General features: G+C 66.5%; 20 protein-coding genes. 12 read left to right on the forward strand and 8 right to left on the reverse strand.

Annotated features, from left to right (window positions below; genetic code table 11):
• Positions 1-439: 439 nt before the first annotated feature.
• The gene (locus HWW87_RS30840; RefSeq protein WP_175823464.1) at positions 440-1,576 is read left to right on the forward strand and encodes a branched-chain amino acid ABC transporter substrate-binding protein; all 1,137 of its coding nucleotides are present in this window, start codon (positions 440-442) and stop codon (positions 1,574-1,576) included.
• 316 nt (positions 1,577-1,892) lie between these two features.
• The gene (locus HWW87_RS30845; protein WP_175823465.1) at positions 1,893-3,203 is read left to right on the forward strand and encodes an MFS transporter; all 1,311 of its coding nucleotides are present in this window, start codon (positions 1,893-1,895) and stop codon (positions 3,201-3,203) included.
• A gap of 99 nt (positions 3,204-3,302) precedes the next feature.
• Here HWW87_RS30845 and HWW87_RS30850 read toward each other — a convergent pair whose 3' ends face one another.
• The 4 genes from HWW87_RS30850 to garD form a co-directional block, all read right to left on the reverse strand.
• The gene (locus tag HWW87_RS30850) at positions 3,303-3,740 is read right to left on the reverse strand and encodes a DoxX family protein (protein ID WP_175823466.1); all 438 of its coding nucleotides are present in this window, start codon (positions 3,738-3,740) and stop codon (positions 3,303-3,305) included.
• Positions 3,741-3,920: 180 nt separating this feature from the next.
• A complete protein-coding gene (locus tag HWW87_RS30855; protein WP_174434526.1) occupies positions 3,921-4,376 on the reverse strand; it encodes an RbsD/FucU family protein in 456 nt (151 codons plus the stop codon).
• Positions 4,377-4,455: 79 nt separating this feature from the next.
• The gene (locus HWW87_RS30860) at positions 4,456-4,848 is read right to left on the reverse strand and encodes a nuclear transport factor 2 family protein (protein WP_175823467.1); all 393 of its coding nucleotides are present in this window, start codon (positions 4,846-4,848) and stop codon (positions 4,456-4,458) included.
• Between the two features lie 186 nt (positions 4,849-5,034).
• Positions 5,035-6,588, reverse strand: a complete 1,554-nt coding sequence (garD, locus tag HWW87_RS30865) for a galactarate dehydratase (protein WP_175823468.1) — start codon at positions 6,586-6,588, stop codon at positions 5,035-5,037.
• Between the two features lie 228 nt (positions 6,589-6,816).
• Here garD and kdgD point away from each other — a divergent pair, with 228 nt between their 5' ends.
• Positions 6,817-7,731 carry a 5-dehydro-4-deoxyglucarate dehydratase gene (kdgD, locus tag HWW87_RS30870; protein WP_175823469.1) on the forward strand — a complete coding sequence of 305 codons (915 nt, stop codon included), beginning with the start codon at positions 6,817-6,819 and terminating at the stop codon, positions 7,729-7,731.
• 97 nt (positions 7,732-7,828) lie between these two features.
• Here kdgD and HWW87_RS30875 read toward each other — a convergent pair whose 3' ends face one another.
• Entirely contained in the window at positions 7,829-8,383 is a 555-nt protein-coding gene (locus tag HWW87_RS30875; protein WP_175823470.1) for a hypothetical protein, read from the reverse strand.
• 541 nt (positions 8,384-8,924) lie between these two features.
• Between HWW87_RS30875 and HWW87_RS30880 the strand changes: the two genes are divergently transcribed.
• The 8 genes from HWW87_RS30880 (at position 8,925) to HWW87_RS30915 (ending at position 15,358) form a co-directional block, all read left to right on the forward strand.
• Positions 8,925-9,434 (forward strand): DUF1269 domain-containing protein, encoded by a 510-nt coding sequence (locus HWW87_RS30880; protein WP_174391129.1) that lies wholly within the window; start codon positions 8,925-8,927, stop codon positions 9,432-9,434.
• Between the two features lie 105 nt (positions 9,435-9,539).
• Positions 9,540-10,052: a hypothetical protein gene (locus tag HWW87_RS30885; RefSeq protein ID WP_175823471.1), complete on the forward strand. Its 513-nt coding sequence runs from the start codon at positions 9,540-9,542 to the stop codon at positions 10,050-10,052.
• A 307-nt stretch (positions 10,053-10,359) separates the two neighbouring features.
• On the forward strand, positions 10,360-11,514 hold the full coding sequence (locus tag HWW87_RS30890) for a c-type cytochrome (protein ID WP_175823472.1): 1,155 nt from the start codon (positions 10,360-10,362) through the stop codon (positions 11,512-11,514).
• 13 nt (positions 11,515-11,527) lie between these two features.
• Complete coding sequence (gene ctaD / locus HWW87_RS30895) at positions 11,528-13,282, forward strand: cytochrome c oxidase subunit I (RefSeq protein WP_175823473.1); 1,755 nt, start codon at positions 11,528-11,530, stop codon at positions 13,280-13,282.
• Positions 13,279-13,890 (forward strand): cytochrome c oxidase subunit 3, encoded by a 612-nt coding sequence (locus HWW87_RS30900; protein ID WP_175823474.1) that lies wholly within the window; start codon positions 13,279-13,281, stop codon positions 13,888-13,890. Before ctaD ends, HWW87_RS30900 begins: the two co-directional genes overlap by 4 nt.
• A complete protein-coding gene (locus tag HWW87_RS30905; protein WP_175823475.1) occupies positions 13,887-14,594 on the forward strand; it encodes a heme-copper oxidase subunit III family protein in 708 nt (235 codons plus the stop codon). The genes HWW87_RS30900 and HWW87_RS30905 overlap by 4 nt, the downstream gene beginning before the upstream one ends.
• Positions 14,595-14,602: 8 nt before the next feature.
• Entirely contained in the window at positions 14,603-14,944 is a 342-nt protein-coding gene (locus tag HWW87_RS30910; RefSeq protein ID WP_121861385.1) for a cytochrome C oxidase subunit IV family protein, read from the forward strand.
• Positions 14,945-15,043: 99 nt separating this feature from the next.
• On the forward strand, positions 15,044-15,358 hold the full coding sequence (locus HWW87_RS30915; RefSeq protein WP_175823476.1) for a high-potential iron-sulfur protein: 315 nt from the start codon (positions 15,044-15,046) through the stop codon (positions 15,356-15,358).
• Between the two features lie 63 nt (positions 15,359-15,421).
• Here HWW87_RS30915 and HWW87_RS30920 read toward each other — a convergent pair whose 3' ends face one another.
• Positions 15,422-16,999: an aldehyde dehydrogenase (NADP(+)) gene (locus HWW87_RS30920; RefSeq protein ID WP_175823477.1), complete on the reverse strand. Its 1,578-nt coding sequence runs from the start codon at positions 16,997-16,999 to the stop codon at positions 15,422-15,424.
• 247 nt (positions 17,000-17,246) lie between these two features.
• Between HWW87_RS30920 and HWW87_RS30925 the strand changes: the two genes are divergently transcribed.
• Positions 17,247-18,638, forward strand: coding sequence for an MFS transporter (locus HWW87_RS30925; protein WP_175823478.1), 1,392 nt, complete (start codon positions 17,247-17,249; stop codon positions 18,636-18,638).
• A 64-nt stretch (positions 18,639-18,702) separates the two neighbouring features.
• Here the strand turns inward: HWW87_RS30925 and HWW87_RS30930 are convergent, their stop codons facing one another.
• A complete protein-coding gene (locus HWW87_RS30930) occupies positions 18,703-19,428 on the reverse strand; it encodes a site-2 protease family protein (protein WP_175823479.1) in 726 nt (241 codons plus the stop codon).
• Positions 19,425-20,378, reverse strand: a complete 954-nt coding sequence (locus HWW87_RS30935; RefSeq protein ID WP_175823480.1) for a DUF2167 domain-containing protein — start codon at positions 20,376-20,378, stop codon at positions 19,425-19,427. The genes HWW87_RS30930 and HWW87_RS30935 overlap by 4 nt, the downstream gene beginning before the upstream one ends.
• Positions 20,379-20,532: the final 154 nt, after the last annotated feature.

The following is a 20,532-nucleotide window of genomic DNA, read 5'->3' on the forward strand; positions in this document are numbered from 1 at the left end:
TGCCGGCGCAGCGCATCGACACGCCGGCACCCCGCATCCGCATCCGCATCCGCATCCGCATCCGCATCCGCATCCGTCATCCTAGAAATGCCGACGACCCGCGTCTTGGCGGGTTTGCGCATTCGTCATGACGATTTCGGCATATATCAGGGTTATCGACGATATGCCGATATCGTCGCCGGCCACGCATCGAACGCGCAAGACGCACGCATTTTCGCTACCTAGACTTCGCTTCACGGTCACGAGACGACATCCCGCCGCTGCCGGAATCGGCACGCACGGCCCGCCGCATCCGCCGTCGCGCACGCCGATTCCGGCACAGCGCGCGCAGCACGCATGGCCTGCGGATCGGCCTGCGGACCGATACGTCTCGCCCGGTTTACCGGCGCCGGCCCGCATGCCGGCGGCGGCCCAACCACGCCATCAAGGGGAAGTGAAAGTGAAGCTGAAGGTATCGCACGTCGCGCTGGCCGCCGCCTGCGCACTGTCGGGCGCGCACGCCGTCGCCGCCGACGTCGTCAAGATCGGTTTCGCCGCACCGCTGACCGGCCCGCAGTCGAATTACGGCACGGACATGCAGAAGGGCGTGCAGCTCGCAATCGCCGATTTCAACGCGACGCATCCGACGATCGGCGGCAAGCCCGTCACGTTCCAGCTCGACGCGCAGGACGACCAGGCCGACCCGCGCACCGGCACGACCGTCGCGCAGCGTCTGATCGACGACAACGTCCGCGGGATCATCGGCCACTTCAACTCGGGCACCAGCATTCCCGCGTCCGACCTGTACGATCGCGCGGGGCTGCCGCAGATCTCGATGGCGACGTCGCCGCAATACACGGCACGCGGCTACAAGACGACCTACCGGCTGCTGACGAGCGACGCGCAGGCCGGCCGCATCGTCGGCACGTATGCGGTGAAGACGCTGCGCTTCAAGCGCATCGCGATCATCGACGACCGCACGGCCTACGGCCAGGGCATCGCCGACGAATTCGCGAAGGCCGTGGAAGCGGCGGGCGGCACGATCGTCAAGCGCGACTTCACGAACGACAAGGCGCTCGATTTTTCGGCGATCCTGACCAACCTGAAGGGCGTGAATCCGGACGCGGTCTTCTACGGAGGCGGCGACGCGCAATCGTCGCCGATGATCCGCAAGATGCGCCAGCTCGGGATGAAGTCGGCGTTCGTGACGGGCGAGATGTCGCGCTCGCCGACGTTCCTGAAGGTCGGCGGCGACGCGGCCGAAGGCGCGATCGTCTACATGGGCGGGCTGCCGAAGGAAAAGATGCCGGGCTTCTCCGGCTACGCGGCCCGCTACAAGGCGCGCTTCAACGAAGACGTGATCACCTACTCGCCGTACGCGTACGACGGCACGATCGCGCTGCTCACCGCGATGAAGGACGCGAACTCGACCGATCCGAAGGTGTACACGCCGTATCTCGGCAAGGTGTCGATCAAAGGCGTGTCAGCGCCCAGCATCACGTACGACGCGAAGGGCGACCTGAAGGATGCGCCGGTGACGATCTACAAGGTCGAGCGCGGCGCGTTCAAGCCGGTCGACACGATCGCCGGCAACTGATACGCGGGCCGCTGCCTCGCGCGGCGCGCCGGCGGCTCACCGGCCGCCCGCGCCGCGCATGCTTCGACTGCATGGTCCGAAGCCGTTCTCGGCGCGCGCCCGCGTGCAGGCATTTCGCGCTCCTGTAGAATCCCCCCACCCGCTTTGACGCTTCGTCTCCGCCGTGCCCCATCCCGGTGCGGCGGCGCGTGTTTCGTGCCTCACCCGGCACGCGGCACGCTTCGACGACGCAAGCCGCGCCTTGTCAGTCCATGCCGATAGCGGGCCCTGGAGACGCAGCACCGACAACTACATTCGAAAACCGATCGTCCTGACCATGCAAGCTTCCGAATTGAGCGGCGTGCCTCGCGCCGCCGAACGCGCGCTCACGCGCAGCGACTACAAGACCCTTGGCCTTGCCGCACTCGGCGGCGCCCTCGAGTTCTACGACTTCATCATCTTCGTGTTCTTCGCACCGGCGATAGGACAACTGTTCTTCCCGCACGACATTCCCGACTGGCTGCGCCAGTTGCAGACGTTCGGCATCTTCGCGGCCGGCTATCTCGCGCGCCCGCTCGGCGGCGTGATCATGGCGCACTTCGGCGACCTGTTCGGCCGCAAGCGGATGTTCACGCTGAGCGTGCTGATGATGTCGGTGCCGACGCTGCTGATGGGCATGCTGCCGACCTACGACACGATCGGCATCCTCGCGCCGGTGTTGCTGCTGCTGTTCCGCGTGCTGCAGGGCGCGGCGGTCGGCGGCGAAGTGCCGGGCGCGTGGGTGTTCGTGTCCGAGCACGTGCCGTCGCGCCATATCGGCTACGCATGCGGCACGCTGACCGCGGGCCTGACGGCCGGCATCCTGCTCGGGTCGCTCGTCGCGGCTGGCATCAACAGCCGCTACTCGACGGCCGAAGTCGGCGCGTTCGCGTGGCGCATCCCGTTCCTGCTCGGCGGCGTGTTCGGGCTGTTCTCCGTGTACTTGCGCCGCTGGCTGCATGAAACGCCGGTGTTCGCCGAGATGAAGGCGAAGAAGGCGCTCGCGGCCGAGATTCCGCTGAAGGCGGTGTTGCGCGACCACGGCCGCGCGGTGATCGTGTCGATGCTGCTCACGTGGATGCTGTCGGCCGCGATCGTCGTCGTGATCCTGATGACGCCCGCGCTGCTGCAGAAGCAGTTCCACCTGGCGCCCGCAACCACGCTGTTCGCGAACAGCATTGCGACGCTGTGCCTGACGGCCGGTTGCATCACCGCGGGTTCGCTCGCGGGCCGCATCGGCGCGAAGCGCGTGCTCGGCATCGGCGGCATCGGGCTGGCCGCGTGCTACTACCTGCTGTTCGTGCAGGTCGCGGCCGATGCGTCGACGCTGCCGCTCTACTACGGGATCGCTGGCTTCATGGTCGGCACGATCGGCGCGGTGCCGTTCGTGATGGTCAGGAGCTTCCCGGCCGTCGTGCGCTTCTCGGGCATCTCGTTCTCGTACAACGTCGCGTATGCGATCTTCGGCGGCCTCACGCCGGTGATCGTGTCGCTGATGATGAAGTCGAATCCGCTCGCGCCGGTCGTGTACGTCGCGGCGATCTGCGTGCTCGGCGCGATCGCCGTGCAGTTCTCGAAGGATGCGAAGGACGTGAAAGACGCACGCTGAACGTCGGCGCGCACGCGCCGGCCGGATGAACGAAGGGCCAAATCCCGCGGCGTGCGGGATTCGGCCCTTTTGTTTTGCCCCGGCGCGGTGGCGTTCAGTTCAGCGCAGCACGCCGTACGACGAACTCGGCCGGCGCAGCGCGTCGATGCTCGCGCCGCCGGCGCCGGTGACGAACAGCAGCAGGAACCCGCCGGCGATCGCGACGTTCTTCCAGAAGTGAATCACCATGTCGTGCTGGACGGCGGCGTTGGTCGCGTCCCAGAAATTGTGCCCGACCATCGCGGTCGCGATCGTGTAGACCGCCATCAGCAACGCGAGCGGCCGTACCTTGTAGCCGACGATCAACAGCAGGCCGCCCAGCCCCTCGATCGCGACGACGATCGGCGCGACGACCTGTTGATAGGGCACGTTCATCGTGTGCAGATACGCGACGAAGTCGCCGTAGCCGAGCAGCTTCATGATGCCGCCCCACAAGAACAACGCCGCCAGCGCCAGGCGTGCGAAAAAAATGACGCCGGAATCGACGGTACGCGTCATGCCTCTCTCCTCGTATGCAATTCGGCCGCCCGCTGCGGGCGCGCCCGTGCGGTTCGGCGCCGCGCGGCCCGGGAGGGCGCGCGGCAAATGGGCCAGCATAGAGGGTCTTTTCGCCGTGTCCAAGAAAAAGGTTGTAGCAAATCTTTACACTGCGGCGGCCCGACGCGCAGAAAGACGCGTTTAGCCCGCGTCGCTCAACAGCACGCCCTTCTTGAAGATGAAGCAGCCGTAGCCGCGCGTTTCGCCGGTGACGATCACCGCATACGCCTGCTGCGCACGCTCGTAGAACGCGAAACGTTCGACGCCGGTCAGCGGCACCGTGCGCCCTTCCGCGCGGTCGATCTCGGCCTGCACTTCGCGCTGCACGGGCGGCACCGCGGCCGCGTCGCCGACGACTTCCATCCGCCACGCGGGCGTGTCGACGAACGTATCGAGCGGCAGCACGGACAGCACCGCGCGCACGACGCGCGCCGAATCGGCGCCGTCGATCCGCAGCGCGCGGCCGACCACCGTGTGCTCCGCGACGGATTCCGCCGGGAAATTCGCATCGCAGATCGCGATTTCGTCACCGTGGCCCATCGCGCGCAGCGTGTGCAGGATGTCGGCGTGCAGCAGCGGGTCGAGATTCTTCAACATGTGGGCAAGTCTCCGGGTTCAGGAACGAATCGCATAACGTTACCCGATCCCGGCGGCCGCTGCGCATGTGCCGTTCGCGTCACGACGCCGCGGCCGGCATTTCGTCGATGAAACCCGTGACCGATGCGAGGCGGCCCGATGCGTCGACGGTGCCGAAGTCCGAGCCCTTCACGATCGCCGCCCCGTCGGGCGACACGAGCGCCCACGAGAATCGCAGGTGCTGGCCGAACGCGTCGACGTCGGTCGTACGGCGAAAGCGGTACGCGGGGAAACGTTGCTGCACGGCCGCGATCATCGTGTCGATGCCCGCGTGGCCGTCGCCGGCCATCAGCGGATCGCGATAGGCCGCGTCGCTCGCGTACGTCGCGTCGATCAGCGCGCGGCGGCGCGCGACGTCGGGCTCGTTCCAGGCGGCGAAGTAGCGGTCGATCAGGTCGGCGTGAACGGACGAGGCGGATTGAGCGGTGTTCATGGCGAGGCTCCTTGTGTCGGTGACGGACGATGTCGCGGACGTTTCGGATCCGCGTGCCGCTATCGTCGCCGGGCTCGCGCGGGCGGTCGATTACGCGGGAGGTAAGGAAATCGCGCGTGCGCCGCCCAAAAAGAAAACGGACGCCCGAGGCGCCCGCATCGTCTTGCCGCAACCACCGCGCGCGCGTCAGGTCACCGGCGCCGGATTGAACAGCGTCAGCGCATTCGCAAGCTTCCATTGCTCGGCCCACGTGCGGCGCTTGCCGCTGGCGACGTCGAGCATCAGCCGGAACAGTGCCCAGCCCGTGTCCTCGATCGTCGCCGCGCCGGTCGCGATCTGCCCCGCGTCGAGATCCATCAGGTCGTGCCAGCGGCGCGCGAGATCGCTGCGCGTCGCGACCTTGATCACCGGCACCTGCGCGAGCCCGTACGGCGTGCCGCGGCCGGTCGTGAAAATATGCAGGTTCATCCCCGCCGCGAGCTGCAGCGTGCCGCAGATGAAATCGCTCGCGGGCGTGGCCGCATACAGCAGCCCCTTCTGCCGCGCGCGATCGCCGGGGCGCACGACGCCGGCGATCGGCGCGCTGCCCGACTTCACGATCGAACCCATCGCCTTCTCGACGATGTTCGACAGCCCGCCCTTCTTGTTGCCGGGCGTCGTGTTCGCGCTGCGGTCGACGCGGCCGCGCTCCAGGTAGCGGTCGTACCAGTCCATCTCGCGGATGATCTCGCGGGCAACGTCCTCGTTCGCCGCGCGCGACGTGAGCTGCGCGACGCCGTCGCGCACTTCGGTCACTTCCGAGAACATGATCGTCGCGCCCGCCCGCACCAGCAGGTCGGCCGCGAAGCCGACCGCCGGGTTCGCGGTGAGCCCCGAGAACGCGTCGCTGCCGCCGCACTGCACGCCGACGACGAGATCCGACGCGGGGCAGGTTTCGCGACGGCGGCGGTTCAGCCGCTCGAGATGCGATTCGGCCATCTTCATGATCGAGTCGATCATCGAGTTGAAGCCGACGTGCGCGGCGTCCTGCAGGCATACGACGCCGCCGTTGTCGGTGGCGCCGTCGGCCGCCACCGGAATCGCGCCGGGCGGCAGCAGCCGCTCCGGCTGCAGCTTCTCGCAGCCGAGGCTCACCGTCATCACTTCGCCGCCGAAGTTCGGATTCAGGCTGATGTTGCGCAGCGTGCGGATCGGGATGTCGGCGTCAGGCGCATCGATCGCGACGCCGCAGCCGTACGTGTGCTCGAGCCCGACCACGTCGTCGACGTTCGGGTAGCGCGGCAGCAGTTCGTCCTTGATCCGCTTCACCGCATGCTCGACGACGCCCGACACGCACTGCACGGTCGTCGTGATCGCGAGGATGTTGCGCGTGCCGACCGAGCCGTCGGCATTGCGGAAGCCCTCGAACGTATAGCCTTCGAGCGGCTCGAGCGGCGGCGCGGCACGCGTGGCGAGCGGCAGATCGTCGAGGCCCGGCGGCTCGGGCATGCGCATCGTGCGCTCGTTGACCCAGCTGCCGCGGCGCAGGTCGGTCAGCGCATAGCCGATCACCACGTTGTAGCGAATAACCGGGTCGCCAGCCGCGAGGTCGACGAGCGCGACCTTGTGTCCCTGCGGCACGCCTTCGCACAGCGTCAGCCCGTCGGCGAACGTCGCGCCTTCGGGCAAACCGCCGTCATTGACGACGATCGCGACGTTGTCGTCCGGATGCACGCGGATGTAGAGAGGGGAAGCAGTCATCGGAATTCCTGGAAGCACGCTGCGATATCGTTAGTCATCATACGACATTCAACCTCAATCGACGATGCTGCGTAAACCCTTATCCGGAAAGACCCTACCCTTGGCCCGCCAGCAAACCGCTTGCGCCGCTCTTTCTTGCGTTGTACGATGACATACAACGACATCGCCACTATGGCTCGGATGCCGTACCGACGAACCCCGCACTCGCGCTAGACGGACGACCCAACCATGACTTCACCGCAAGAACTCAAACAGATCATCTCCCACGGCCTGCTGTCGTTTCCGCTGACGGATTTCGACGCCGACGGCAGCTTCCGCCCGACCACCTATGCCGAGCGCCTCGAATGGCTGGCGCCGTATGGCGCGAGCGCGCTGTTCGCGGCCGGCGGCACCGGCGAATTCTTCTCGCTCACGCAGCGCGAGTATTCGGACGTGATCCGCGTCGCGACGGAAACCTGCAAGGGCAAGGTGCCGATCCTCGCCGGCGCGGGCGGCGCGACGCGCGTCGCGATCGAATATGCGCAGGAAGCCGAGCGCCTCGGCGCGAGCGGCGTGCTGCTGATGCCGCACTACCTGACCGAAGCGAGCCAGGAAGGGATCGCCGACCACGTCGAGCAAGTGTGCCGCGCGCTGAAGATCGGCGTCGTGGTGTACAACCGTGCGAATTCGAAGCTGAATGCGGACATGCTCGAACGTCTCGCCGACCGTTGCCCGAACCTGATCGGCTTCAAGGACGGCGTCGGCGAAATCGAGAGCATGGTCACGATCCGCCGCCGCCTCGGCGATCGGTTCGCGTACCTCGGCGGCCTGCCGACGGCTGAAGTCTATGCAGCCGCGTACAAGGCGCTCGGCGTGCCGGTGTACTCGTCGGCCGTGTTCAACTTCATCCCGAAGACGGCGATGGAGTTCTACGAAGCGATCGCGAAGGACGACCACGCGACGGTCGGCCGCCTGATCGACGAGTTCTTCCTGCCGTACCTGAATATCCGCAATCGCCGCGCCGGCTACGCGGTCAGCATCGTGAAGGCGGGCGCGAAGCTCGTCGGCCACGACGCGGGCCCGGTGCGCGCACCGCTCGTCGATCTCACTGAAGCCGAAGCGGCCGAGCTCGACGTGCTGATCAAGAAAATGGGCCCGCAGTAAGCAGCAAGCGGGTTCGCCGGCGGCGCGGGCCTTCATCGGCGCCGCGCCGCCCCCCCACTCCGTATCCGCATCACGCGATGGCCGCGCGGCGCGGCCGTCACATCTGTGCGATCGCGCCGATGATCCGCTGGCGCACACCGGTGAGCGTGCGCTGCGTCTCGTCGATCCCCTTGCGTGCCGCGACCGGCCGGCCGCGCGTCGGCGACTCGGCGCCCACGATCTGTTCCAGCACATCGCGGTCGACCACCGCATCGAAGAACCGCCCGACCGTGAATATTGCGTACTGCTTCGCGGTCGCGAGATGCGTGTTGGCCTGCGTGAGCGCTTCGGCGCGCTGCGCGCCGTCGGGCGCGTCGATGCTGCGGCGGTGCTTCAGCGCGAACACCACCGCCTCCATGTCGAGCTTGAAGCGCCGGACGGCCGAGCCGAAGATCACCGAATGCGCATCGGCGCCCGCGACGGGCCGCCCCTGGTTGATCGTCACGTCGAATTCGCCGCCGCCCAGCTCGCGCTGCAGTTCGAACAGCGCGTCGGCCAGCACGCGCCCTTCGCTGTATTCGCCGATCTGGGTACGGACCGATTTCGCGACGTCGCCGATCGCTTTCCACAACCCGGCCGCGAACAGGTGGTCGCCACGCTTGCTGATATTCATCGGATGGTTCCTTGTTGGTCTTGTGCGTCTCTCAGGCTCGCCTGCGGGCCGGACGGCCCGAGGCTTCGCTACTGTAGGAGAAAATCGGGTCGCCGGGAAGGCACGGGCGACGATGCGCGTCGCAAACATCGGCACAGGCCAGAGAGGTGCTGCGTGCGCCGATTGCGCGCGAAAGTGTGCGGCGACTCGCCGGCTCGACGCCACTGAACCCGGTATCGGGACCGTTCCGCGCGCTCGATTCGAGGCGGGATGGCTCTTGTCGGTGCTTCCGTTTGCATCGGACACCGGCGGACCTGGAGCGTGGCGCAAAGGCTAGACGCACTGGACGACTTCACGCCGTCGTCTTGCCACAAAAGTTCTTCACACGATTCAGTGCACGTCGCCTACCGCCGCTCTTCAAACACGCATGCCACGCGTGTCGAACGACTGCACCGGGACGGTAAAAGCACCTACGCATGCATGCACGTACCGCGCGGCCGATGCTGACATAGAATAAAAAATACTTCCGTCAGAATGAGTTGACGGCAAAAAGGAGGCTGGCATGAGACGCCTTTATTTCCTCGTACCCGATACTCAGATGGCGAAGGCGATCGTCGATGACTTGCTGCGCGCACGCATCATCTGGCGCCACATCCACGTCCTCGCCGATCACAGCGTCACACTTGATCAGTTGCCCGAAGCGTCATTGCTGCAAAGCAGCGATGTCGTGCACGCGCTCGAGCGCGGCGTTGCACTCGGTGGTGCGACGGGCGCGCTTATCGGCCTCGTCGCGCTTGTATTCCCCCCTGCGGAGCTCGTGATTGCGGGCGGCGCCGTCGTCGCATTGACGGTGGCGGGAGCCGGCTTCGGAGCGTGGACGGCCGGGATGATCGGCATCTCCGAGCCGAACGCGCGACTCCAGCGATTTCGAGAAGCGATACGGGAAGGCCAGATTCTGATCATGGCCGATGTGCCGGCATTACGAGAGCAGGAAATCGAGCAGATGATCGCCGAGCATTTTCCGAAGGCGGATCTGGAAGGCGCCGATCCTACGACACCGGCCTTCCCCTGACACTCTAAAACCGGCATGCACGGCACCTGAGGCTGTCTCTACATCGAGCGTGCTGCGTCGGGCCAGTGTGAAATTGGCACCCGTCCACGCAGGAGAGGAGGTCGTATGGAACTGCACATTCAATCACACCATTGGCAGCGGCGCACGCCGGACTGGCTCGCTGCCGCCGTGGCCGGTCTCGCGGGTGGCGCCCTGGTGATCGTGCTCGAATTCTTCTGGTCGACCATGGTGCTCGATGAAAGTCCGTGGCAACCGACCCACAAGATCGCGGCAATGGTGATGGGCCGCAGTGCACTCGAACACATGTCGGTTTTCAGCTTTGGCATCGTGGGAACGGCGCTGGTATTGCACTACGTGTTCGGCACCATCATGGGGATGATTCTCGCTGCGATCATGGCCCCGTTCCGCTTCGATTCGAGTGTGGGCATGGAGGCCGTCATCGGGCTGGCCTTCGGGATCGTCGCGTATGTGTGGAACTTCCATGTGATGACGGCCGTGTTCCCATGGTTCGTCTCGGAGCGGGGTTCCGGACCCTTGCTGGCAAACCTGCTGTTCGGTGTGGTCACCGCCGTCGTCTACGGCATCCTTGAACGACGCAAGCAGAGCGAGATGCACTGACACGCCGCTTCTTCCCGCCGCGCGAGACGGCCGCCTCGACAACCATGCCGGAGGCGGCTGTTTTGCATTTTCATCGCGGCAAGCGACGCGTCCATTCGAGCGATGCGCATAGGGGGGTGCTTCCCCTCACTGCCTTGCACGATGCAGAGGAGAGGACTACCTTTTCTTAAGAGCCGCTCGCGACGCTCGGCCAATCGGTCCTGGCAGACTGCCGGCAAAAAAACAAGACGAAGTACGGCACGGCGGCACAAAGACGCCAGGAGCGCTTGTCGGCGACCCCGGCGAGTGACATGCGGCGAGGCGGCTTATGGCGCTTGCGATTGCCCTGGTCCTGATCGTCATAGTGGCGGTGGGGTTCCACTTTGCCAGTCCCTGGTGGATCACGCCGATCGCGTCGAACTGGGTACGCATGGACGACATGCTGACGATCACGATCGTCATTACCGGCGCGCTCTTCATCGTGATCAACCTGTTCGTCGTGCTCGCACTGGTGCGCTACCGCCACCGCGGCGGGCATCGCGCGGCCTACGAGCCCCACAACAGGCGGCTGGAATGGTGGCTGATCGGCCTGACCGCCGTCGGCGTGGCGGCGTTGCTGGCACCGGGCCTCTTCGTCTATGCGGACTACATCCAGCCGCCGCGCAACGTGCTGCGGATGGAGGTGGTCGGCCAGCAATGGCAATGGCGCTTCCGCTTCGCCGGCCCCGGCGGCAAGCTGGGCACGACCGACGTGCGCTACATCAGCAACGACAACCCCTTCGGCCTGAACCCCGCCGACCCCAACGGCCGCGACAATTACCTGATCGAGACGCCCGAGGTACACCTGCCGCTCAACCGGCCGATCCAGGTCCTGGCACGCTCGCGCGACGTGCTGCACGACTTCTACGTACCGCCGTTCCGTGCGCGCATGAACATGGTGCCCGGCATGGTGACCACCTTCTGGTTCACGCCGACCAAGGCGGGGCGTTACGACATCCTGTGCGCGCAGCTTTGCGGTATCGGGCACGCCAGCATGCGCGGCGTGGTGGTGGTGGAAGACGAGGCATCGTTCTCGCGCTGGCTGGCGCAGCAGAGCACGTTCGCGCAGCGGCAGCAGGCCAGGGTGCAGGCCGCGGCGGCCACGGCAGGCGGCAGCGCGCAGGCGCTGGCTGACCAGGGCAAGGCGCTCGCGGCGGCCAAGGGCTGTTTCGCCTGCCATACCGTGGACGGCAGTCCTCGCGTCGGCCCGACCTGGAAAGGCCTGTACGGCAAGACCGAAACGATGGCCGACGGCAGCACCGCAAAGGTGGACGAAGCCTATCTGCGCGCCTTCATCCGCAACCCGACGGCCCGCGTCGTGAAGGGCTATTCACCCATCATGCCGCGTTTCGACCTGAGCGAGCAGGAGCTGACCGCGCTGGTGACCTACATCGAATCGCAAGGCGGCCCGGCTGCCAGCAGCGCGGCCAACCGCCAGCCCTAGCGGAGCAGACGCCATGACCTACGCGCACACCGATCACGCCCCGCACAGCTTCTGGACCCGCTATGTCTGGAGCCAGGACCACAAGGTCATCGCCGTGCAGTATTCGCTGACGGCCATCGCCATCGGCCTGGTCGGCCTCGTATTGTCCGACCTGATGCGATTGCAGCTCGGCTTTCCCGGCAAGTTCAGTTTCATCGACGCCAACCATTACTACCAGTTCGTCACCATGCACGGGATGATCATGGTGATCTACCTGCTGACGGCGCTGTTTCTGGGCGGCTTCGGCAACTACCTGATCCCGCTGATGCTGGGCGCGCGCGACATGGTGTTCCCGTTTCTCAACATGCTGAGCTTCTGGGTCTACCTGCTGGCCGTGCTGGTGCTGGTGGCGAGCTTCTTCGTGCCGGGCGGGCCGACCGGCGCAGGCTGGACGCTGTATCCGCCGCAGGCCATCCTGCCGGGCACGCCGGGCGTGGAATGGGGCATCGTGCTGATGCTGGTGTCGCTGGCGATCTTCATCGTCGCGGCCACGATGGGCGGCCTGAATTACGTCACCACCACGCTGCAGGCGCGCACGCGCGGCATGACGCTGATGCGCATGCCGCTCACGGTGTGGGGCATCTTCGTCGCGACCATCCTGGCGCTGCTGGCGTTTCCGGCGCTGTTCGTGTCGGCGGTGATGATGCTGCTCGACAGGACGCTCGGCACCAGCTTCTTCATGCCGGCCGTGGTGTCGATGGGGCAGACGCTCAAGCATGCCGGCGGCAGCCCGCTGCTGTTCCAGCACCTGTTCTGGTTCTTCGGGCATCCGGAGGTCTACATCGTCGCGCTGCCGGCCTTCGGCATCGTGTCGGATCTCATCAGCACGCACGCGCGCAAGAACATCTTCGGCTACAGGATGATGGTATGGGCCATCGTCATCATCGGCGTACTGAGCTTCGTGGTCTGGGCGCACCACATGTTCATCTCCGGCATGAATCCGTACTTCGGCTTTTTCTTCGCCACCACCACGCTCGTCATCGCCGTGCCGACCGCCCTCAAGGTCTACAACTGGGTGCTGACGCTGTGGCGCGGCGATATCCACCTGACCGTGCCGATGCTGTTCGCGATCGGCTTCATCAGCACCTTCGTGCTGGGCGGGCTGACCGGCCTCTACCTCGGCAACGTGAGCGTGGACATTCCGCTGTCGAATACGTACTTCGTGGTGGCGCACTTCCATATGGTGATGGCCGTCTCGCCGATCCTGGTGGTGTTCGGCGGCATCTACCACTGGTATCCGAAGGTAACGGGCCGGATGCTCGACGACAGGCTCGGACGCGCGCACTTCTGGGCCACCTTCGTCGGCACCTATGCGATCTACTTCCCGATGCACTATCTCGGCCTCATGGGCATGCCGCGGCGGTATTACGCGTATGAGGGCTACAGCTTCATTCCGCATTCGGCGCAAACCCTCAACGCGTTCATCACCGTCGTTGCGCTGATCGTCGCGGTGGCGCAGTTGCTGTTCCTGTACAACCTGGCGTGGAGTCTCGTGCGCGGCAAGCGTGCCGACGGCAACCCGTGGCGGGCCACCACGCTGGAATGGCAGACGCCGCTAACGCCGCCCGCGCACGGCAACTGGGGCGCCGAGCTGCCCGTCGTCTATCGCTGGGCATACGAATACAGCCCGCCGGGGCGCAAGGAAGACTTCGTCCCGCAAAACGAGCCGCCCGAGACGGCGCCTGAACCGGCCCACCCGACGCTGCAACCCGGCGAGGTGCGCGAATGACCACGCTGCCACGCCCCTTCGTTCCCGACCCGCGCCCGGTCTTGCCGAATGCGAGCCGCATCGGCCTGTTCGTCTTCATGGCGGTGGCGACGGCGTTGTTTTCATTGCTGCTGCTCGCCTATGGCATGCGCATGCGCGAGCCCGACTGGCAGCCGATCCCGCATCCGGCGCTGCTGTGGTGGAACACCGGCGCGCTGGTGCTGGCAAGCATCGCCATGCAGCGTGCGCGGCAGATGACCTTGCACCGCGCGGCGTGGCTGGTGTCCGGCGGCGTGCTGGCGGCCGTGTTCGTGATCGGGCAGCTGATCGCGTGGCGCATGCTGGCGGCGGCCGGGCAGACCGTCGCCGTCAATCCTTCCAACAGCTTCCTCTACCTGCTCACCGGCCTGCACGGCGTGCACGTGCTGGGCGGGCTCGCGGCCTGGGCGTTGACGATCGCGCAGCTCCGGCGCGCGGACCCGTTCCGGGCCCAGCGCGCCATCGCGCTGTGCGCGATGTACTGGCATTTCCTGCTGGCTGTCTGGCTCGTACTGCTGGCGGCGATGTCGTGGCTCACCCCCGGGATCGTCGCCGCCATCTGCGGGCCGTTGTATGGAGCCGCGCCATGACCTCGCCCACGCTCCCCCCCGAGTCCGCCGCGCCCGCGGCCGCCGATGCCGGACCCGACGGCTGGCGCGGCATCGTCACCGACTGGTCGGCCGACCGCGCCGCCTTCAAGGTGCCGTGGGGCAAGGCGATGATGTGGATCTTCCTGCTGTCGGACACCTTCGTCTTCAGCAGCTTCCTGATCGGCTACATGACGGTGCGCATGTCGACCACGGTGCCGTGGCCCGATCCTTCCAGGGTGTTCGGGCTCACCGTGGGCGGCGTGGAAGTGCCGCTGCTGCTGATCGCGATCATGACCTTCACGCTGATCACCAGCAGCGGCACCATGGCGATGGCCGTCAATTTCGGCTACCGGCGCGACGCCAGGCGCGCAGCCGCCCTGTTGCTGGCGACCGCGCTGCTGGGCGCGACCTTCGTGTCGATGCAGGCCTTCGAATGGACCAAGCTGATCGCCCATGAAGGCATCCGCCCGTGGGGCAACCCGCTCGGTGCCGCGCAGTTCGGCGCGTGCTTCTTCATGATCACCGGGTTCCACGGCTTTCACGTGACCTGCGGCGTGATCTACCTGCTGCTGATCGCGCGCAAGATCCTTCGGCCGGGGTTCATCGAGCACGGCAACTTCCAGATCGTCGAGATTGCCGGCTTGTACTGGCACTTCGTCGACCTGGTGTGGGTGTTCATCTTTGCGCTGTTCTACTTGTGGTGAGGCAGATCATGGACCACACCGATTCCGCCCCTCGACCCGACGCCGCGCACGGCCAGCAGCATCCGATCGGCCTCTACCTGAAGATCTGGGGGCTGCTGTTCGTGCTGAGCACGATGTCGTACCTGGTGGATTACTTCCATGTGCACGGCCTGCTGCGCTGGACGCTGATCGTCGTGTTCATGATCGCCAAGGCCGGGCTGATCGTGTCGATTTTCATGCACATGATGTGGGAGCGGCTGGCGCTGGTGTACGCGATCCTGATACCGCCTCTGTGCCTGCTGGTGCTCATGGTGCTGATGGCCGCTGAAGCGCATCATACCTTCGGCATGCGAACGCTCTTCTTCCACTGATCCCTTCGCCGCCCGCTTCCTCCGGCGACGAAGGCGTCGCATCACGATGGGCCGGATGACGTCGGGCAATCCGTTCACGCAACCATGAAGGAGAACGCCATGAAGTTTTCACGCCGACGTTTCATTGCGACCACCACCGTGCTGGCATCCGCGCTGTCCCTGGGACGCCGCGCGGCGTCGGCAGAGGCCGGTGCCGTTCAGGAATCCGATGCAAACGCCCAGGCCCTCGGTTACAAGACGGACGCAAGCCGGGTCGACCATGCGAAGTTCCCGCAATTTCAGGCGGGCCAGGCCTGTGCGAACTGCCAGTTCTTCCAGGGCAAGCCCGGCGCCGCGATGGCACCGTGCACCATTTTCAGCGGCAAGCAGGTCAATGCAAAAGGCTGGTGCAGCGCCTATGCGAAAAAGGCGTAGCGGGGACGGCGTGGCGGCCGCCCTTTCAGCCGCCGAAACGATACGTTCAGCCGTCCCGCCCCATCACTCCGCCTTGCCGTCCCGCAGCCGCGGAATATCGAGCGGATTGCGCTCCTGCAACCCTTCGGGCAGCAGGTCGTCCGGGAAGTCCTGATAGCACACGGGCCGCAGGAAACGCTCGATCGCGGTCGCGCCGACCGACGTGACGGCCGGGTTCGACGTCGCGGGGAACGGCCCGCCGTGCACCATCGCATCGCACACCTCGACGCCGGTCGGGTAGCCGTTGACGAGCAGGCGGCCGGCCTTGCGTTCGAGAATCGGCAGCAGGCGGCGCGCGAGCGGCTTGTCGTCGGCATCCATCTGCAGCGTGGCCGTCAACTGGCCCTCGAGTGCGTCGAGCACGCGGGCGACTTCGTCGAGATCGCGGCAGCGCACGATCAGCGACGCCGGCCCGAACACCTCGTGGCTGAACGCCGGCTCGGCCAGGAACGCCTGCGCGCCGACTTCGTACAGCGCGCCGCCCGCCTGGCATTCCGTTTGCGCGGCTTCGCCCGCGCCGATTTCGCGCACGCCCGGCAATTCGGCGAGCTTGCCGCGACCGTTGCGATACGCGTCGGCGATGCCGTGCGTCAGCATCACGCCGGCCGGCTTCTTCGCGAGCGCCTGCGCGGCGACCGTCTCGAAGCGGTCGAGATCGGGACCGTCGATCGCGAGCACGAGGCCCGGATTGGTACAGAACTGGCCGACGCCGAGCGTCAGCGAATCGACGAAGCCGGTCGCGATCGCGTCGCCGCGCGCGGCCAGCGCGGCCGGGAACAGCACGACCGGGTTGATGCTGCTCATTTCCGCGTAGACGGGAATCGGTTGCGGGCGCGCGTTCGCGTGCTGCACGAGCGCCATGCCGCCCTGCCGCGACCCGGTGAAGCCGACGGCCTGGATCGCCGGATGGCCGACGAGCGCCGCGCCGATCACACGGCCGGGGCCGACCAGCAGCGAGAACACGCCGGCCGGCATCCCGCATTTCGCGACCGCCGCGCGGATCGCACGGCCGACCAGTTCGGACGTGCCGAGGTGCGCCTCGTGCGCCTTCACGATCACCGGGCAGCCGGCCGCCAGTGCCGACGCGGTGTCACCGCCGGCCACCGAGAACGCGAGCGGGAAATTGCTCGCGCCGAACACGACGACGGGCCCGAGCGCGACTTTCTGCAGCCGCAGGTCCGAACGCGGCAGCGGCGTGCGTGCCGGCTGTGCCGGATCGATCGACGCGGCGAGGAAACGCCCGTCGCGCACGACGCGCGCGAACAGCCGGAGCTGGCCGACGGTGCGGCCGCGCTCGCCCTGCAGCCGCGCGACCGGCAGGCCCGTTTCGGCATGCGCGCGCTCGATCAGCGCGTCGCCGAGCGCGACGATTTCATCGGCAATCGCTTCGAGAAACGCCGCGCGAGCCGCGAGCGGCTGCGTACGGTACGCATCGAACGCGTCGCGTGCGAGTTCGCACGCGCGGTCGACGTCGGCCTGCGTCGCGACGCCGAACGCCGGGACGTCGATCGGCGCGCCCTTCGTCGGATCGAACGCGTGCAAGATTCCGGCCGAGCCGGCCACCGTTTCGGCGCCGATCAGCATCTCTCCTGTCAGTTGCATGGGGTGTGCTCCGTGGTTCGGGAATGGATTGCTCATTGTAGCTCAACAGATACGATGTCTGCCGACGGTATCGCGTGATTTGCGCCGCCTGCGAGGGCGTCGACGATACATGCGAAAACCTTGTCCGGCCAGAAAATCCCGACTTTCCCACACTGTGACGCGGGTCTCCAAAGGGAAAACCCGAGGTTTCTGAATTCGAACAATCTCAATAAACTTTCGCCTTGTCATACGACGACGTACATTTAAAGTGAGCAATCAGACCTCCCCCCGCGATCTTCCGCTCGACCTCGCGCGCACCGCGCGCCGAACCGCCGTGCGCTACTGGATCCTGGCGATGCTGTTCGTCGTCACGACACTCAACTATGCGGATCGCGCGACGCTGTCGATCACCGGCACGCCGATCCGCCAGGCGTTCGGCATCGATCCGGTGACGATGGGCTACATCTTCTCGGCGTTCAGCTGGGCGTACGTGCTCGCGCAACTGCCGAGCGGCTGGCTGCTCGACCGCTTCGGCGCGCGGCGCGTGTATGCGGCGAGCATCTTCCTGTGGTCGGCGTTCACGCTGCTGCAAAGCACGATCGGCCTCGGCGGCAGCGCCGCGTTCGCGGTCGCCGCGCTGTTCGCGATGCGCTTCGCGGTCGGCATCGCGGAGGCGCCCGCGTTCCCGGCGAACGCGAAGGTCGTCGCGAGCTGGTTCCCGACCGCCGAGCGCGGCACCGCGTCGGCGATCTTCAACGCCGCGCAGTATTTCGCGGCGGTGGTGTTCTCGCCGCTGATGGCGTGGCTCACGCATGCGTACGGCTGGCACCACGTGTATCTGTGGCTCGGTCTCGCCGGCATCGCACTTGCATTCCTGTGGCTGCGCGTGATGAAGGATCCGGTCGACCATCCGCGTGTGAACCGCGCGGAGCTCGAGCATATCGAACAGGGCGGCGGCCTGGTGCGGTCGACGGGCCGGCCGACCGGCGCGCGCGCTAACGGCGGCGCTTCCGAAGGCAGCCGCGTGGCCGGTTGGTACTACGTGCGCCAGCTACTGTCGAACCGGATGCTGCTCGGCGTGTACCTCGGCCAGTACTGCGTGAACGTGCTGACGTACTTCTTCCTCACGTGGTTCCCGATCTATCTCGTGCAGGCGCGCGGGATGTCGCTGCTGAAGGCCGGCTTCATGACGTCGCTGCCGGCGATCTGCGGGTTCCTCGGCGGCGTGCTCGGCGGGATGCTGTCGGACATGCTGATCCGGCGCGGCGTGTCGCTGACGCTCGCGCGCAAGATTCCGATCGTCGGCGGGATGCTGCTGTCGATGGTCATCATCGGCTGCAACTACGTCGACAGCGAAGCGCTGGTGATCATGCTGATGGCCGTGTCGTTCTTCGGCAAGGGGATCGGCTCGCTCGGCTGGGCCGTCGTCGCGGATACCGCGCCGAAGGAAGCGATCGGCCTGTCGGGCAGCCTGTTCAACATGTTCGGCAATACAGCGGGCATCGTCGCGCCGATCGCGATCGGCTACCTGGTCGGCGCGAGCGGCTCGTTCAACGGCGCACTGGTGTTCGTCGGGCTGAACGCGCTCGTCACCGTGTTCAGCTATCTCGTGATCGTGAAGGACATCAAGCGCGTCGAACTGCGTCATCGCGACGCGTGAAGTTCGACCATTGAAAACGGTGGCCGCTTTTTACGCGGCCGCCGTTTTTTGCATCGGATCGACGTCAGGTCGACGAATGCACGACGCGCAGCATGTCGTGCACGCCGGACGTCATCAGCGCGAGGAACGCGAGCAGGCCGACGTAGCAGAGCGCGTACGCCGTCTTCGTCTCGATCGACGTCGCGTAGTACACGCGGTTCTCCGGCGCGTCGGGATCGTAGCGCCATGCCCGCTTCAACTGCGGCAGCGCGAGGATCGCCATCACGATCAGCAGCGGGCTCGGCCGATACACGAACAGCGCGATCAGCACCGGCACGCCCGCGAACCAGATGCGCGGCGACAGCACCGCGGTGATCCGCCCGCCGTCGAACGGCGACAGCGGAATCATGTTGAACAAGTTCAGGAAGAAACCCGTGTACGACAGCGCGAGCAGCAGGTTGCTGTCGTAGTGGCGCGCGGCCGCGTAGCAGGCCAGCGCGCCGAGCGTGCCGACGAACGGTCCGGCGAGCCCGACGTACGCCTCCGTTTCCGCATCGTGCGGCATTTCCTTCAACTGGATCCACGCGCCGACGAACGGGATGAAGGTCGGCAGGCCGACGTCGAGCCCGCGCCGTTGCGCGGCGACGTAGTGGCCGGCTTCGTGCACCAGCAGCAGCGCGACGAAACCGGCCGCGAAGCGCCAGCCGTAGAACACGGCATAGACCGCGATCGACGCGAGCATCGTGCCGGCCGACAAGAGCACCTTGCCGAGCTTCAGGCCGCCGAAGATCAGCAGCAGCAGCTTCGTCATTCCTTGCGCTCCGTGGCGGCGGCGTCGGATGCATCGGCGACGGCCGGCACCGCGGCCGCCTTCGGCTTGCGCCCGAAGAAGCGCTTGAGCGCCGCGCCGCCGGCCAGCAGCGCGAGCGCGCCGATCTTGAAGAACTTCACCGCGAACGCGCCGATCAGCGCGAGCAGGCCGAGCTTCTTCGCGCCGACGCCGACGATCAGCGCCGCGAGCCCGTACTCGGCGACGTGGTCGGTCGACTTGTTGAAATCGGCGTAGCGCTTGCCGTCGTTGAAGCGGATGTTCGACAGCAGCGCGTCGGCCGATGGCTTGTACTTCGGCAGGTCGGCGAGCGTCGACGCCATCGTCAGCGACAGGTAGCCGTCGCGGCCGAGCACGAGCGTCCGGTAGTTCACGCCGTCGCCCCCGGCATTCGGCGCCGCGCCCTTGTCGCGGATGATCGCCGACCACACGAGCCGGTGCGTGGCCGCGTCGTAGGCGGGCGCCTTCGCCCAGCCGACCACCTCGGTTTCGGGCAGGCCGCGCTCCTTGCGCGCCGGGTTGTTTTCCTCGGTGCCGGCCTGCAGGTTTTTCAGCAGCTCGTCGGGCTTCCAGTCCTTCGCATCGTCGTCGCGGATGTAGCCGCTCGGCTCGAACGACACGACCGAGATCCAGTCGGCGTCGGGATCGTCGGGCAGCACGAGGCCGACCAGCTTCGATTCGTCGATCGCGTTGCCCATCGAGCGCAGGTAGCGGCCGGCTTCGGCGGCCGGCACGAACGATTCGCCGGCCTTCAGCTTCAGCACGGCTTCGTGTTTCACGTCGATGTCGGTCGGCCCCTTCACGACCGCTTCGTTGGCGGCCGCGGCGGCGGCCCTCATTTCCACCTGCGCAGCTTCGGTCTGCGCGTGGCCGCTGGTGGCGGCGAGTGCGAGCGTCGCCACGCAGGCGAGCCGGACGGCAAGTTTTTTCATTGTTGGATTCCCCTGGAATGCCTTGTCGTGAATGTGCGCGGCGACCGGCCCATACGTTGTCGTCGCGGGTCCGGCGCCGCCTCTCAGGTGGCACGGAGGGTATGGTAACGCAGCGTCGGGGAGCATCCGGGACGAAATGGGGGGGGTGGGATGC

The organism is Burkholderia sp. BCC0419 (genome assembly GCF_902830285.1).
In the GTDB taxonomy this organism is placed as follows: domain Bacteria; phylum Pseudomonadota; class Gammaproteobacteria; order Burkholderiales; family Burkholderiaceae; genus Burkholderia.